General features: G+C 26.8%; 12 protein-coding genes. All 12 read left to right on the top strand.

Annotated features, from left to right (window positions below):
- The first annotated feature begins 64 nt into the window (after window positions 1–64).
- Complete coding sequence (locus AWT63_RS04545; protein ID WP_068268633.1) at window positions 65–2,029, top strand: hypothetical protein; 1,965 nt, start codon at window positions 65–67, stop codon at window positions 2,027–2,029.
- Between the two features lie 95 nt (window positions 2,030–2,124).
- A complete protein-coding gene (locus AWT63_RS04540) occupies window positions 2,125–2,319 on the top strand; it encodes a hypothetical protein (RefSeq protein ID WP_068268632.1) in 195 nt (64 codons plus the stop codon).
- Between the two features lie 152 nt (window positions 2,320–2,471).
- On the top strand, window positions 2,472–3,965 hold the full coding sequence (gene lysS / locus AWT63_RS04535) for a lysine--tRNA ligase (protein WP_068268631.1): 1,494 nt from the start codon (window positions 2,472–2,474) through the stop codon (window positions 3,963–3,965).
- Between the two features lie 39 nt (window positions 3,966–4,004).
- Window positions 4,005–4,511, top strand: a complete 507-nt coding sequence (locus tag AWT63_RS04530; RefSeq protein WP_231723220.1) for an NUDIX hydrolase — start codon at window positions 4,005–4,007, stop codon at window positions 4,509–4,511.
- Complete coding sequence (locus AWT63_RS04525) at window positions 4,508–4,879, top strand: hypothetical protein (protein ID WP_068268630.1); 372 nt, start codon at window positions 4,508–4,510, stop codon at window positions 4,877–4,879. Before AWT63_RS04530 ends, AWT63_RS04525 begins: the two co-directional genes overlap by 4 nt.
- Window positions 4,879–5,574, top strand: coding sequence for a M48 family metallopeptidase (locus AWT63_RS04520; RefSeq protein ID WP_068268629.1), 696 nt, complete (start codon window positions 4,879–4,881; stop codon window positions 5,572–5,574). The genes AWT63_RS04525 and AWT63_RS04520 overlap by 1 nt, the downstream gene beginning before the upstream one ends.
- Before the next feature lie 16 nt (window positions 5,575–5,590).
- The gene (locus AWT63_RS04515; protein WP_068268628.1) at window positions 5,591–6,679 is read left to right on the top strand and encodes a M24 family metallopeptidase; all 1,089 of its coding nucleotides are present in this window, start codon (window positions 5,591–5,593) and stop codon (window positions 6,677–6,679) included.
- A gap of 99 nt (window positions 6,680–6,778) precedes the next feature.
- Window positions 6,779–7,456 (top strand): DUF554 domain-containing protein, encoded by a 678-nt coding sequence (locus AWT63_RS04510; protein ID WP_068268627.1) that lies wholly within the window; start codon window positions 6,779–6,781, stop codon window positions 7,454–7,456.
- Window positions 7,453–7,905 carry a DUF441 domain-containing protein gene (locus tag AWT63_RS04505; protein ID WP_068268626.1) on the top strand — a complete coding sequence of 151 codons (453 nt, stop codon included), beginning with the start codon at window positions 7,453–7,455 and terminating at the stop codon, window positions 7,903–7,905. Before AWT63_RS04510 ends, AWT63_RS04505 begins: the two co-directional genes overlap by 4 nt.
- Before the next feature lie 14 nt (window positions 7,906–7,919).
- Window positions 7,920–9,083: an N-acetylglucosamine-6-phosphate deacetylase gene (nagA, locus tag AWT63_RS04500; RefSeq protein WP_068268625.1), complete on the top strand. Its 1,164-nt coding sequence runs from the start codon at window positions 7,920–7,922 to the stop codon at window positions 9,081–9,083.
- 236 nt (window positions 9,084–9,319) lie between these two features.
- Window positions 9,320–13,417: a hypothetical protein gene (locus AWT63_RS04495; protein ID WP_068268624.1), complete on the top strand. Its 4,098-nt coding sequence runs from the start codon at window positions 9,320–9,322 to the stop codon at window positions 13,415–13,417.
- 338 nt (window positions 13,418–13,755) lie between these two features.
- The coding region (locus AWT63_RS04490) for a hypothetical protein (RefSeq protein WP_082680453.1) at window positions 13,756–16,524 on the top strand (2,769 nt) is incomplete at its 3' end.

Raw genomic sequence — 16,524 nt, 5'->3', positions numbered from 1 at the left:
TAGCTTGAATGCCTAAAATTATTTTGTTATACTTGAAAAAATAATTTGATATCAGGAGAACGACATGAAAAAAACACTTATATTTTTATTACTTATATCAGCCTTATCTTATTCAAAAGATTATAGGATTAAATTTAAGTCTGATTTAGAAACCACTATTCAAAATGGACAATATGTAGGAATAATGTATAGACCCGTAGACCTTAAAGTATATACACTTAACAATAAAGTTAATTTTTTTGTTAAAATAAGAGGTCAAAGAGATGATATAACTAAAAGAGATGAAGTTTATAGACATGATAAATTAATACCAAATCCAATAATTTCTCCAGAAGAAATAAAAAAGGAATATACAGAAAAACTAAAAGGTAACGATTCAGAATCTAATTTTGATATTTTAGGAGGTCTTAACAAAGATCACTATCATAGTCCACATGAACATGATAGCCAAGATTCAGACCATGATCACGATGGTGTAAATGATGAAGAACATGAACACGAACATGACCCAAATATTTTAAACTTAGAAAATTATGTTACAACTAAACCTGTAAGAGAAGATAATGATATGCAAGTTAAACTTGGTGTTGGATATAATCCTACTAAATATATAAAAGCAAAATTTACATATTTTCCTTTATCATATAATGGAGATGAAAGAAGATATCATAAAAGTATTTTAGTAGATTATGAACATAATATTTTATTAAAAGATAATTTATCTTTAACATTTAGACCTAAATTTAGTACTTTTGATTTATATAAACCACAACTTGCAGAACTTAGAACAGACATTAGATATAAGTATGATGAAAATACAGTAATAAGTGGAAGCATGTATAATGCGTTGCAGTTTAAAGCAATAACAGAAAAACATAACTTTAAAAATAGTTTACAATTTACTTATGATTACAATAAAGAAAAAAGAAGATATCATGAATTTTGGGAAATTTTAGATCATGAACACGAAAAGTTAGAACAATTAAAATTTGATTTAAGAGTATCTCACAATGGATCATATTTATTAAATCCATTAAAAGATGCAAAATTAAGATATGACCAATTAGATAATAGTTATGAATCACAATTTAAATTAATATACAAAAAACCAAATGTAGGATTAAAAGGTTCAGAATTTACAAATGAATTAAGAATTAATAGCTACATTGACACTACACAAACAAGTGGTAGAAAATATAACGTAAAATCTGCTTTATATTCAGAAAATGGTCAAAAAATGGATGTTGATAAAAATAATTTAAGTTCTATCATTGATTTTTCAAAACCAAATAAATCAAGTTTAAGACATCAAAATGAAGATAAGAGTAAATACGAAGATTACTATTATTACACTGGTAAAGATGGTAAAAAATATCTTGTAATTGAAAGTGGAACAAGTACTAACCCTACACAATATCAAAATGTAGAAATAGTTAGAAATGAATTAAGTCTTGAAAATAAAACGAAATATAAATATAAAGAATATGAGTTTAATAATAAGTTTGAACTTCAAAAAGATTTAAATGGAGAAAGAACAGTTATTTATAATGAATCTAAATTCAGTTACGACAAAAAATTAGCTTATGGTTTAAGAGCAAAACCATTTGTTGGTCATTTATATGCACCATTATTTGATAGTCAAGGTTTAGGACTTCATTATAATATAATTAAATTTGGTGTTGATGTAAGTGAATACTTCTCATATGACGGTTTAAAGCTTAAAGTTGGTTTAGAAGCTCAATCAAAAATTCAACTTAGAAAAGCAAAACCAAGATATGTGCAAGATGAAAATATGGCAGAAGCTAATAAATGGGTTATGGGTGCTGAAATAGATTTAAAACCATATGTTAAAGCAGAATACACTTTCCAAAATAATTTAAAATTATTTGGTAAAGTAGAAATTCCTGTTATTTTTGGAAAAAATGCATTATCAGTTGGTTCAGGTAATAAGTTTAATAAAGCAGAAGATGACTTTACATTTAAGTATTTTGTAGCAATGCTAAAAGCTGGAATTAAATATGAATGGTAATAGATGCCCTAGTGAAAACTAGGGCTTTTGTTTTACTTGATTTTTGATAGTTAGTAGTGATAGAATGACGGGTATTTTTAAAAATTGGAGGTAAAATGAGAAAAATTATTTTAGGGTTAATGACATTAGGTTGTATTATTACGATGTCATATGAGTTTGAAGCTAATTTAAAAATCGGATATGATTTTTTAAGAGCAGATACAAATTTTGGGATATTTCCTAATAGTATAAATGGTAATAAAACTAAGCCTCAAATAATAGAAAAAGTGGAAGTAATAGAAAAAATATAAAAACCTGAAGGTAATGTAGTTGAAAAATAACGTTAATAGTGCATTATGATAGTTTAAAATATCAATTGCACTATTTTTAATTTATTGACAAAAAAGCCGTAAAAGTGTATTATTTATTAATAATATATAAATAATGAAGGAGAAATTAAATAATGCCTAAAGATGTGGAAACAACACAAAATACAAGTTATATAATGTCGGAAAAAATAAAAAAAGTTGAAGAACTAAAAGCTATGGATATTGAGCCATACGGTAGATATTTTGATAAAAAAGATAATGTTATTGATATTTTAAATTATGGAAAAGCTTCAGATAAAGTATTTGTTACAGCAGGTCGTATAGTATCATATAGAAGAATGGGTAAAAATGGTTTTGCTCATTTAAAAGATGAAACTGGTAAAATACAATTTTATGTACAAAAAACAGAAGTTGGAGAACAAGAATACGAGATATTTAAAAACTTAAGTGTTGGTGATTTCATTGGTATAGAAGGGCACTTATTTTTAACACAAACAGGAGAATTAACATTAAGAGCACATAAATATACAGTATTATCTAAAAATATACGTCCATTACCTGAAAAATTTCATGGTTTGACAGATGTTGAAATGAGATATAGACAAAGATATGTAGATCTTGTAATGAATGAAAATGTTATGAACACAATGAAAACAAGATTTGAAATTATCAGATATATTAGAAGATACTTAGAAAATAAAAACTTTATTGAAGTTGAAACACCAATGTTGCATCCTGTTGCAGGAGGAGCTGCTGCAAAACCTTTTGTAACGTTTCATAATGCTTTAGATCAAGAAATGTATTTAAGAATAGCACCTGAGCTATATCTAAAAAGATTATTAGTTGGTGGGTTTGAAAAGGTTTTTGAAATAAATAGAAGTTTTAGAAATGAAGGTATTTCAATTAAACATAATCCTGAGTTTACAATGATGGAATTATATCAAGCATATGCAGATTATAACGTGATGATGGATATTACGGAAGATTTAATTTCAAGTTTATGTATGCATATACATAATAAATATGAAATAGAATATGATGGTCAAATGATAAATATGGCTAAACCATGGAGAAGAGTAACTATGCAAGAAATAGTTATGGAAAAAACAGGATTTAATATTGATGAAATTAAAACTGATGAAGACGCTGTTGAATTTGCTAAAAAATTAGGTGTTGAGTTAGAAAGCAATAAGAACTATACAAAATATGGTATTTTAAATTTATTATTTGAAGAAAAAGTAGAACACACAATAGTAAATCCAACATTTATAACTAAATATCCAAAAGAAATATCACCTCTTTCAAAAAATACAAAGGGAAGTGAAGATTGGGTAGATAGATTTGAATTATTTATTACTGGAAGAGAATATGGAAATGCGTATTCTGAATTAAATGATCCTAGAGAACAAAAAGCAAGATTTGAAGATCAAGTTAATAAGAAAAAATCAGGAGATGACGAAGCTTGCGATATGGATTATGACTATATACGTGCATTAGAATATGCTATGCCGCCTGCTGGTGGACTTGGAATAGGACTTGATAGACTTTGTATGTTACTTACAAACTCACAATCAATAAGAGATGTAATCTTATTCCCAACATTAAAAAAAGAAAAACATTTTGATTAAGCTATTGCACGGCAATAGCTTTTCTAACAAGGAGTAAATGTGAAACCTATAGATGAAGGATTTAAATTTTTAAAAGGTGATATAAAAATACACCCTACAAAAAATGTAAATTTGGAATATTTAAAAAAGCAAGATGCTGTTTGTGTAGCAGTCTTTGATAATACTTTAGAACATGTATATTTAGTAAAACAATATAGAGCAGGTTCAGATGATTATACTTTAGAGGTTGTTGCTGGTTTAATAGATGAAGGAGAAGAACCTACTTTTGCTGCATATAGAGAATTACTTGAAGAAACAGGATTTGATAAAAATAGTATTGAACAATTTAAGATTATAGGTAATCCTTTATATGTAAGTCCTGGATATACAACAGAAAAACTGTATTTTTATATGGCAAAATTAAAGAAAAATGCAATAGCATCAGAGCAGTCTTTAGATGAAGGTGAAGATATTGAGGTTATAAAAATGACAATAAATGAAGCACTTGAAAAATCTAACGATTTAAAAACAATATTTTTATTAAATAGCATTGGAGTTATGAAGTGAAATACTATATTTTAATATTTTTCATACTATTTGTTATATTTATTTTATTAAAATTGACTAAAAAGCAAAAAATTATATTTTCCAAAAATATGTTTATTGTAAATGATAAATATGTTTTTGATATAAATAAGATGATAGCACCGGTTATAAAAAACATAAAAATAGCAACAGATGGTAAACAAGCCGGTATAGTAGCGTTAGAATTAATTTTAAATTATGATGAAGAAAAGACTTTAACTATTAAAAATTTCAATGATTGTAAAAATATATTAGTTAAAATAAAAACATATAATAATAAATTATATAAAATATTCTTATCTGTTTATCCTAAGGTAATAATTGATACTATTGAGAAAGAGTTAAGTTAATGAAGGATATAAAACATCAAGAAGAAATAGCTGGATATATCATTGAAAGAAAAAAAGTTAAAAATATAAATCTTAGAATAAAAACTAACGGAACTATCTATATATCAGCACCACTTAATTTAGATAAATACTATATAGAGCAGTTTATAAATTCAAAAAAAGAATTTATAGAAAAACATGTAACAAGAATAAAAAAATATATTTTGGTTATGGGAAACTTAGATACATATAAACCGCATTCATATATTTCTTTTTTAGGAAAAAAATATAAAATGGAAATTATTAGTTCTAATTTAAATAGAATAAAGTTAGAAGAGAATATTATAAAAATTTATACTTTGTATGAAGATGAGAAAATGCTTAAAGATATAGTATACAGTTGGTACTATAAAAACGCAGTAAAAATATTTAATGAAAGATTTGAATATTATAAAAACATAATGAAAGAATATGAAGATATTAGATTAATTATAAAACTAATAAAAGGTAAATGGGGTTTTTGCATTCCAAAGAAAAGAGAAATTGCATTAAATTTAGAGTTAATGAAAAAAAGTATTATGGAAATTGATAGTGTAATAGTCCATGAATTATCACATTTAAGATATCCAAATCATAGTAAAGATTTCTATAATTACATAGATATATATTTTAAAAATTATAAAGAAATAAATAAAAAATTAAATTACAATGTATAATTAAAGGAGGATTAAAATGGAAGAATGGTTAAAAAAAGTTCAAAATTTATTAATAGAACTAGATATAGATGGATTAATTTTAACAGACTATTTTAATAAAAGATATTTTTCAGGATTTACAGGTACAACAGGACAAGGTCTTATATTAAAAAACAAAAAATACTTCTATTCAGATTTTAGATATGTAGAACAAGCAACAGAACAAACAGCTCCTTATGGATTTGAGTTTGTTAAAATATCAAAAAACGGTATAGAAAAAATAGCAGAACACATTAAGGAAAATAATGTAAAAAGACTAGGTTTTGATGATGCTTCTATGTCTTATGCACAATATAAGTCATTAAAAAAAGCATTTGGAGATATTGAATTTGTTCCCGCATCAGATACCATGTTAGAACTTAGAAAATATAAATCTAAAGAAGAAATAGAATGTTTAAGAAAAGCAGCACAAATCACTGATATTGCTTTCAAAGAAACAATAAAAATAATAAAAGAAGGTATGACTGAAAGAGAAATTGCAGCATATCTTGAATATATTCAAAGAATAAATGGTGCTGATGATAAATCATTTGAAACAATAGTTGCAAGTGGATACAGATCATCAATGCCACATGGTGTAGCAAGTGATAAAAAAATCAAGAAAAATGAGTTAATAACTATGGATTTTGGTTGCTATTATAAGGGGTATGCTTCTGATATGACAAGAACAGTCTTTTTTGGAGATGAAATACCAGAAGAACAAAAGAAATTATATGATTTAGTTTATGCAGGTCAATCACTTGGTATTGAAATGATAAAACCTGGAGTTATAGGCAAAGATGTAGATCAAGCAGTTAGAGATTATTTTGATGCTAATGGAGAAATGGCAAAATATTTTGGCCATAGTTTAGGACATAGCTTCGGACTTGAAGTTCATGAACCTCCATACTGCTCTCAAATTGGAAATGAAGCTTTAAAACCAACTATGGTTATGACTGTTGAACCTGGATTATACCTTGAAGGTAAATACGGAGTTAGAATTGAAGATGATCTATTAGTAACTGAAGACGGATATGAACAATTAACAAAATCTCCAAGAGAATTGATAATGATAAAACCTGAATAAAAATATAGGCTACATAATTTAAATTTATGTAGCTTTTTTATTGAGTTTACATATGTTTTAATGTATAATTAAATATACATAAATTATATAGGGGAGAAAATGGGAGTTTTAGTAAATGCTTTTACTGTTTTGATTGCGGCACTAATTGGAATATTTCTTGGAGAAAAAATAAGTGAAAGAATAAAAAAAATTTTAATTAAAATTTTAGGAATTGTAATTGTAATATTTGGATTTAAAACTTTAATACATATTGATAATTATAAAAGAGCAATAATATACATAATAATTTCATTTTTATTAGGTACTGTTTTAAAACTTGATGATAATTTAGTAAAATTCAGTAATAAATTAGAACTTTTATTATCACATAAAACTGGAGAAAAATTTGCTAAAGGTCTTGTTTTTACGACTATGCTTACTTGTATAGGAGCAATGGCTATACTTGGTTCATTTAGTGAAGCGTTATATAACGATAGAAGTATTGTTTATGCTAAAAGTTTATTGGATTCTGTAATGGCAGTTATTGCTGGTTCAGTATATGGAATAGGAGTAGCATTTACATCTATATTTATATTAATTTATCAAGGTTTTTTCTATTTATTTGCATTAAATATAAAACCATATTTAACGGCGATTGCAATTAGTGATATAACAACTGTTGGTGGAATATTTTTAATTTTATTGGGAATAAATACAATATTTAATACAAAAATAAAAATATTTAATATGATATTAGCACTATTTTTACCGATAATAATGGAGGTAATAAAAATATGAGTAGCTATGCAATACTAGCAATAATTGGATTACTTGCAATTTTTAGTAAAAATAGATTATTGCTTTATGCCTCATTAACTCTTATTATTTTAAAATTAATACCGTCTAATAAGAATATATTGGAATTAATAAAAAATAAAGGTTCTAATTTTGGAATATATATGCTTACTTTAGCTATATTAGTTCCAATAGCAATGGATAAAATAGGAATGAATGAATTTATAAACACAGTAAAAAGTACAGAAGGAATAGCGGCTATAATTGTTGGAGCAATAGTTTCTGTTTTTGCAACAAAAGGTATATATTTACAGATACAAGAACCGGAATTAGTTGTTGCTTTAACTGGAGGAATAATTCTTGGGATAGTATTTTTTAAAGGATCTGCATCAGGTCCAATAATAGCAAGTGGAATTACATACTATGTTATACAATTAATAGGTAAAAGATAAAAGGAGATATTAAGATGTTAATTAGAAGTAAAAGAGTATGGACTTCAAATCAATTTATACCTTGTATTATTGAGGTTATCGGGGATAAAATTGTAAGACTTATGAAGTATGATGAAAATATTAAAGTTGATTATGATTTTGGAAATAAAAGAATAGTTCCAGGCTTTATTGATGTCCATACTCATGGTGCTGTTGGGTTTGATACAAACGATGGACATGTAGAAGGTCTTAAAAAATGGTGTGAGTATTTGCCAAGTGAGGGAGTAACATCATTTTGTCCTACAACTGTAACACAAACAGAAGAAGTTTTAACAAAAGCTGCAAATAATGTACTTAAAGTATCAAAAATGGACTATAAAGGAGCTAGAATACTAGGAATAAATTTTGAAGGACCATTTTTAGATGTAAATCATTGTGGAGCTCAGCCTGTTCCTTGTATTGTAAAACCTGATATAGAAGAATTTAAAAGATTTCAAGCATCTTGTGATAATATGATATTAATAATGACACTTGCGGTTGAAAAAGATAAAGATTATGAAATGACTAGAGAACTATCTAAAAATGGAGTTATAGTAAGTGTTGGTCACAGTGGAGCAACTTATGATGAAGCTGTAATGGCTTTTTCTAATGGTGCAAGATCAATGACTCATACTTTTAATGCAATGACACCTCTTCATCATAGAGAACCAGGTCAAGTTGGAGCAGCTCTTAGGGTTAGGGATACATATGCAGAAATAATTTGTGATGGTATACATAGTACACCTGATATAATAAATATTTTCTTTATGTCTAAAGGTCCAAATTATTCAGTGATTGTAAGCGATTCAATGTGTGCTAAGGCAGTAGGAACAGGTGAATTTTTATTAGGTGGAGAAACAGTTATAGTTTCTGAAGATGGAAGTGCAAGAAGAAAAAGCGGAGCTCTTGCAGGTTCAATTTTAAAAATTATAGATGCTTTAAGAATAACAGTTGAAAAAGCTATGGTACCATTTGAGTATGCAATAAATGCTTGTACTTTAAATCCAGCAAAATTACTTAGAATTGATGATAGAAAAGGTCAAATAAAAGCAAATTATGATGCTGATTTAGTAGTTATTGAAGATGACTATACTATCAATAAAACAATGGTAATGGGTAAATTTGAATTTGAAAATAAGAAAAATTATGGGGATGTTTAATTTAAAACAGTCCCATTTTTTTATTATACTTATATTTAATGTTATATATTTGTTATTAAATTATTTAAAATATTATTAGTCATCTTTTATACTTTTTTTTAAGTGTTAGATAAAATCAATACAATTTGATGTAAAGATTCAGTTAAAAATTGACTTCATATAATTTTATAAAATTTTTTTTATTGTGATATAATAAATGCGATTGAAAAAAATTTAAAATGAAAAGAGAAAAAAATATGAAGAGAAATAGAAAAATATTATTGTCATTAGCGGCATTAAGTGCATCGACGATGACATATGCAAAGGTAGAAGATAAGATAAAAGCAGAAGTGACATTTGGAATTGACACGCATTTTGGAGCAGATGGGGCAGAAAAAGCATCAAGAATGGCACTTCCAGCAATGGATCTAATATTTGCAAAAAAAGTACAAGACTATGATAAAAAGAAAGAACCAAAAAATCAAAGTGTAGGAGAACCTGCAAAACAAACGGTTAGGAATTACTATATACCAAAATATCCAGCAAATAGAGATTTAGACTTAGCAATAAGATATATATCAAAAGAATATAAATTTAGAAAAAGGTTAGGAATAAAATTAAGTGAGGACTATTTTGGATTAAGATTAGGTCTTGATGTAATAGGAAAAGATAATGATTATGAAAATTTTATTGAAAAAAATGAAATAGATAAGTTAAGATTAACATTAACATCAGAAAATAAATATTTAAGCGGAACATTAAAGTATTATGTAATAGGAGAAGAAAAGAAAAAATATGGAATAGATAAAATAGAGCAAGAAAGAGATAAGATAGGTAACAAAGAAGTAGACTACAATGTAACATTTAATCCATTAGCAGATTATCCGATACAAGCTTTTGTAAATGTAAGAGGTCAAGGTAAAAGAGCAGAGATAAATCCAAGTTTTGGAGGAGCATACAAAGGTTTTTACTTTAACGCAGGACCGGTGTTTGCGACGAATAGAGAGAAGTTAGATATAAATGAAGAAATAGAAAATGTATCATATGCAGCACCGGGATACGATAAAATAGAGTATTTCAAAAAATGGGAAAAGAAAGAAAATGTAGATTTAAGTAAAAAAGAGAATTATGAAAAAGAACATGCAGATTTAGAAAATGCAAAAGTATCAGGATACAAAGGAACATACAGATTACTAGGATATTACTCAGGCTCACTGTTTGGAGATAGCCCTGTAAAGTTAGCTGTAAATACTTTTTTAGATGAGATACATAGTAATGATAAAACTAAACATATTTCAGGATTATTAAAAGATATTGAAAATGGAACAAATATTTTAGTTTTAGGTGTTAAGTATGGATTTCAATATCAAAAATTAATTAATGAAGCAAAAGATAAAGCTACAATAAACTTAATAGCAACAAAAGTAACACAAAAAATGCTAGATAGAGCAGGAATAGGATATGGGAGAAAAACTTCACATTTAGGACTAATAAAACAAGTTCCAAATGATTTCAAACAGCTATTTCCAGGCTTATTGCCAAATTTTGATTTATTTGGAATAAATATGAGAATCCTAGATCCAACTTATCTGTATTTTAATGGATTTACGTATAATGATCCTAAAATACCAAATAGTTTAATTAAACCAACATCAGTTAGTTTAACAAGTGAAGGACCGAAAGCAGAAATGCCGCAAGCATTAACTGTAGCTAATAAAGATTATGAATTAACAAATCGTTGGCATTATCTTGGAGAAGATATATTTGATTACTCACTTCAAGATTTTGAAAATTATTATGGTTTTCAAACTTTAGCGAAAAATTTTACAGAAGGAAATTGGTGGACTAAAATCAAAAGTGTATTTAGTATACCAAGTACATTATATAAAGCAAGGGAACTGTTAAAAAATCCTTATGAAATGAGAGGAATAGATTTAACAAGAGCGATGTATTTTCATGCAAGTGAAAAGGAAAAGAATATATTTAAGGTAGAGGAAACACTTAAAACAATAAAAGCAGATTTAAAAGATGTTAAAGATATAAAGCAAACAAATAATATATCAGCAAAATTAAATGCAGGTTATGTTGGCAACGGATATAGAATTGATTTACATTCAAGAATAAATGATAGAACAGATATTAAATCATCAGATGACAAAAAATTAGACTTCACAAAAATCCAACACACAGCAGGAATAAATGTACAAGGAATGTATAAAGGCTTCATAGCTCAAACAAGCTTAGATACAACTTATACTGATATTAATTTAAAATATACTAAAAATGAAAAAGATAATAAGGCAAAAGAAACAGTATTAAAGTATAAAGATATTAATTTAGTAACACAAACATATTTAGGCTACAGAATAAAAGCAGGATCAAAGTGGGATATAGATTTAGGATTATCGCATTATGGTGAATATGGGTATATAATGCCTGAAACATTTAAAGTAGATGGAAAAGAGTACACACTTGATGTTGTAGAAAGAGATGGAAAAGGAAATCCAAAAGATCTAGATGGAAATTCTGTAGATATAAGTAAAGAAACAGAAAAAAAACTTGTAGATAAAGCATTTAATAATAAAAATAAAATTGATGATAAAAAAAATGAAAACTCAAAAAGAAAATTCAATGCAGACGATGCTTTGAAGAAAGAAAAGAAACCGTTAGAAAACTCATGGAGAAGTATATACAACATACTATCACCAAAAATAGGAGTAACATATAGACCGTATAAGAGTTTTGAGATAAGAAATGAATTTCAACTACCGGTAGCGTTTAATAAGAATGAGTTTTCAGGTGTAAATATAATGTACAAGACAGAGTTTAAATATCTGTTGGGAAGTTCAGACTTTGATATATTTACAGACATGAATAAAGCCTTTAATTTAAGAACAAAAGGAAAAGTAGACGCAGGAGTAGAATTAGTAGAAAGAAACGGAGTATATGCAAATTACGATATATTTGCAGATTTATCAGCGGCAAAAGTAAGCTTATACGGAAAAAATCTAGATCCCAATATAGATTTATCAATAAATCCATTAGTAGTAAACCTACCACTAAAACCAAGAGTAATAATATCAAAAGAGAATAAAGAGATATACTTAAAATATGGAATAGAATTAAGTCCAAATAAAGAGACAAGTATAGTAGCAGGGGTACAAAAGCAAATAAGTAAAGATAAACAAATCTTTAAAAATGACCTACAAAGTACAGTAAGAGAAGTATTGGCCTATAGAAATACAGGAGATGAAGTAAAAGCATTTGATAATAAATTAAAAGACTTTAAGTTTGAAAATAGTTTAAATTATGCATTGACACCGTTTGTAAGTATAGAAAAGATAACAAACAACTTGACGTTAAGAGCAGGATTTTCATCAAAGAGTGGAAAAGCTGTAGTTGAGATAAATAATAAAACTGATATTCCTCTTAAAACAAAAGACGAAGATATAAAGGCGTTAGGTAGTACAAACTCAGGTAAAGAGATAACGTGGGCTTATGATAAAGACTATAATCCAAAGTGGTATGAGTTTCATTTGCTTTTTAAACACAACGGAGATAAAGGAGTATATTTTGTAAAACTTAATAATTATTTTAATCGTAAAGAAACAAAAGGATTAAGTACATTATTTGATAAAAAATATAGAGTATATTTTAATTTAGACTATAACAATGAAGTTGGATTTAATGTAAGAACAAATCTTGATTTAGAATACAATAATGTTAAGCATGTTTCACAATATACTGAAAAAAATACTGAAACAACAGTAGAAAAAGTTTATGCGATACAATCTAAAGAAAAAAATCAAGAATATATTAAATTAAAAGATCAATTTACAGAAAAAAACGAAGTGCTTTTTTATCAAAATGAACCTGAAAAACAAAAAAAGGAAAGAATAAAGAAAATAATTGAAGAAAGACACGGAAAGCTTGATAAATTTAGTAAAGATACTGTTATCTCAGCCGTAGAAAAAAGTCAGAAAGTACTTGTAGATAAAGTAACAACAAGGGTAGTAAATGAAAATCTACAATATAGAAGCCTAAATGTTAATAGTGATATTCATTTAGGATATAACTTTAAAGTTATAGATAAATTCTTTATGGGTATTGGAGTAAATCATAAATTAGATCTTAAGTATGTAATTATGGATAACATATTATTGGATGATTTACAATTATTTGGAAGTAATGTGTTAAAAGTAAAAAATGTGTTATCACCAGAGGTATCGGCAAAATACAATATAATAAAAGGAATATCATGGACATCAAGTATAAATGTACCGGTAAGTTTTGAAAATGCTAAATACAAGAGAACAGACGTAAATATTAAAACAGGATTTGAGTTTAAATGGTAATGAAAAATAAGAGGTTAGGCAATTATCTACCTCTTTTTTAATTATAGTAGTGTTAAATTATCAATTAATTTTTTTTATTTGTCAGTTATTAGATTGATAATAAATTAACTTATTTTAGATTTTTGCATATGTGCTCAACTACTATGACTAGTTATTTAAAAGCCCTTATTTTATATATTTAAGTAGAGAGTACAATGTTGTACTAATTTAAATATTAAATCCTTTTTTTACAAATTTATGTATTGGTAAAATTACTGACAGGTAAATTTTTATACAAATTTTTTTAATTATGATATAATAACGCGATTGAAAAAAACTAAAATGAAAAGAGAAAAAACATGAAAAAAAATAGAAAATTACTACTGTCATTAGCAGCACTAAGTGCATCTACTATGACATATACAAAAGTGGAAGATAAGGTAAAAGCAGAAGTAACCTTTGGAGTTGATACACATTTTGGGGCAGATGGGGCAGAAAAAGCATCAAGAATGGCACTTCCGGCAATGGATCTAATATTTGCCAAAAAAGTACAAGATTACGACAAAAAGAAAAATCCAACAAGTCAAAGTGTAGGAGAACCTGCACAACAAACAGCGAGGAGTTACTATTTACCAAAATATCCAGAAAATAGAGACTTAGATTTAGCAATAAGATATATATCAAAAGAATACAAGTTTAGAAAAAGGTTAGGAATAAAATTAAGCGAAGATTACTTTGGTTTAAGATTAGGACTAGATATAATAGGAAAAGATAATGATTACGAAAATTTTATTGAGAAAAATGAAATAGATAAGTTAAAATTAACGTTAACATCAGAGAACAAGTACTTAAATGGAACATTAAAGTATTATGTAATAGGAGAAGAAAAGAAAAAATATGGAATAGATAAAATAGAAGAAGAAAAAGAAAAAATAGGAAACAAAGAAGTAGATTACAATGTAACATTTAACCCATTAGCAGATCATCCAGTTCAAGCCTTTGTAAATGTAAGAGGTCAAGGTAAAATAGTAGAGATAAATCCAAGCTTTGGAGGAGCATATAAAGGATTTTATTTTAATGTAGGACCAATGTTTGCAATCAATAGAGAAAAATTAGATGTAAATGAAGAGATAGAAAATATATCATATGCAGCACCAGGATACGATAAGATAGAGTATTTTAAAAAGTGGGAAAAGAAAAAAGATGTAGATTTAAGTACTGAGCAAAAATATAAAGATGAACATGCAGACTTATCAAAAGCAGAAGTATCAGGATATAAGGGAACATATAGATTATTAGGATATTACTCAGGCTCATTATTTGGAGATAGCCCTGTAAAGTTAGCTGTAAATACTTTATTAGATGAAGTTCATAATAATAAAAAGACAGAAACTCTTTCAAAATTATTAAAAGATATTGAAAATGGAAATACAAATTTAATTTCTTTAGGTTTGCATTATGGGTTTGATTACCAAAAAATAGTTGATGAAGCCAAAGATAAAGCTACAATAAACTTAATAGCAACAAATGTAACAAAAAAATTGCTAGATAGAGCAGGGATAGGATATGGAAGAAAAACTTCACATTTAGGACTAATAAAACAAGTACCTAATGATTTTAAACAGTTATTTCCAGGCTTATTGCCTAACTTTGATTTATTTGGAATAAATATGGGAATATTAGATCCAACTTACCTATATTTTAATGGATTTACATATAATGATCCAAAAATACCGAATAGTTCAATTAAACCAACATCTCTTAGTTTGACAAGTGAAGAACCAAACTCAGAAATACCCCAAGCATTGACTGTATCTAAAACAGATTATGAATTAACAAATCGTTGGCATTACATTGGAGAAGATATATTTAATTATTCACTTCAAGATTTTGAAAATTATTATGGTTTTCAAACTTTAGCGAAAAAATTTACAGAAGGAAATTGGTGGACTAAATTTACAAGTATATTTAGTGTACCAGGTGTATTAGGAAAAGCAACAGAATTATTGCAAAATCCATATGAGATGAGGGGAATAGACCTAACAAGAGCAATGTATTTTCATGCAAGTGAAAAAGAAAAAAATATATTTAAAGTAGAAGAAACACTTGCAAAAATTAAATTGGATTTAGCAAATTTAGATGATGCAAAACAAGTAAATAATATATCAGCCAAATTAAATGCAGGTTATGTTGGAAATGGATATAGAATAGACTTACATTCTAGAATCAATGATAGAACAAATATTACATCTGAAAGTAAAAATTTAAATTTCACAAAAATCCAACACACAGCAGGAATAAATGTACAAGGAATGTACAAAGGTTTCGTAGCTCAAACAAGCTTAGATACAACTTATACTGATGTTAGTTTAAAATATACTAAAAATGGAAAAGATAAAAATGCGGAAGAAACAGTATTAAAATATAAAGATATTAATTTAGTAACACAAACATATTTAGGCTACAGAATAAAAGCAGGCTCGAAATGGGATATAGATTTAGGGTTATCACATTATGGTGAATATGGATATATAATGCCTGAGAAGTTTACAATAGGTGGAACTGAATACAAACTTGATGTTGTTAAAAGAGATGAAAAAGGAAATCCTAAAGATTTAGATGGAACTACTATTAATGTTGGAGAAACAACAGAAAAAATACTTGTAGATAAGGCGTTTGAGAAGAGAAGCCAAACTGATAAGAAAGATGAAAAATCAAAGAGAAAATTCAATGCAGATGATGCTTTGAAGAAAGAAAAGAAACCTTTAGAAAATTCATGGAGAAGTATATATAACATACTATCACCAAAAATAGGAGTAACATATAGACCATATAAGAGTTTTGAAATAAGAAATGAGTTTCAATTACCAGTAGCATTTAATAAGAATGAATTTTCAGGTGTAAATATAATGTATAAAACGGAATTTAAATATTTACTAGGAAGTTCAGATTTTGATATATTTACAGATATGAACAAAGCCTTTAATTTAAGAACAAAAGGGAAAGTAGATGCAGGGATAGAGCTAGTAGAAAGAAACGGAGTATATGCAAATTATGATATATTTGCAGATCTATCAGTAGCCAAACTAAGCTTATACGGAAAGAATTTAGATCCAAATATAGATTTA

This window comes from Caviibacter abscessus (genome assembly GCF_001517835.1).
Classification (GTDB): domain Bacteria; phylum Fusobacteriota; class Fusobacteriia; order Fusobacteriales; family Leptotrichiaceae; genus Caviibacter; species Caviibacter abscessus.
The sequence above is the reverse complement of the archived record's forward strand: the minus strand, read 5'-3'. Positions and strand labels throughout refer to the sequence as shown.

Excerpts from the sequence above, each read along its gene's own strand:
- AWT63_RS04545 (WP_068268633.1), top strand. The coding sequence starts at position 65 with ATGAAAAAAACACTTATATTTTTATTACTTATATCAGCCTTATCTTAT.
- AWT63_RS04540 (WP_068268632.1), top strand. The coding sequence starts at position 2,125 with ATGAGAAAAATTATTTTAGGGTTAATGACATTAGGTTGTATTATTACG.
- lysS (WP_068268631.1), top strand. The coding sequence starts at position 2,472 with ATGCCTAAAGATGTGGAAACAACACAAAATACAAGTTATATAATGTCG.
- AWT63_RS04520 (WP_068268629.1), top strand. The coding sequence starts at position 4,879 with ATGAAGGATATAAAACATCAAGAAGAAATAGCTGGATATATCATTGAA.
- AWT63_RS04515 (WP_068268628.1), top strand. The coding sequence starts at position 5,591 with ATGGAAGAATGGTTAAAAAAAGTTCAAAATTTATTAATAGAACTAGAT.
- AWT63_RS04510 (WP_068268627.1), top strand. The coding sequence starts at position 6,779 with ATGGGAGTTTTAGTAAATGCTTTTACTGTTTTGATTGCGGCACTAATT.
- AWT63_RS04505 (WP_068268626.1), top strand. The coding sequence starts at position 7,453 with ATGAGTAGCTATGCAATACTAGCAATAATTGGATTACTTGCAATTTTT.
- nagA (WP_068268625.1), top strand. The coding sequence starts at position 7,920 with ATGTTAATTAGAAGTAAAAGAGTATGGACTTCAAATCAATTTATACCT.
- AWT63_RS04495 (WP_068268624.1), top strand. The coding sequence starts at position 9,320 with ATGAAGAGAAATAGAAAAATATTATTGTCATTAGCGGCATTAAGTGCA.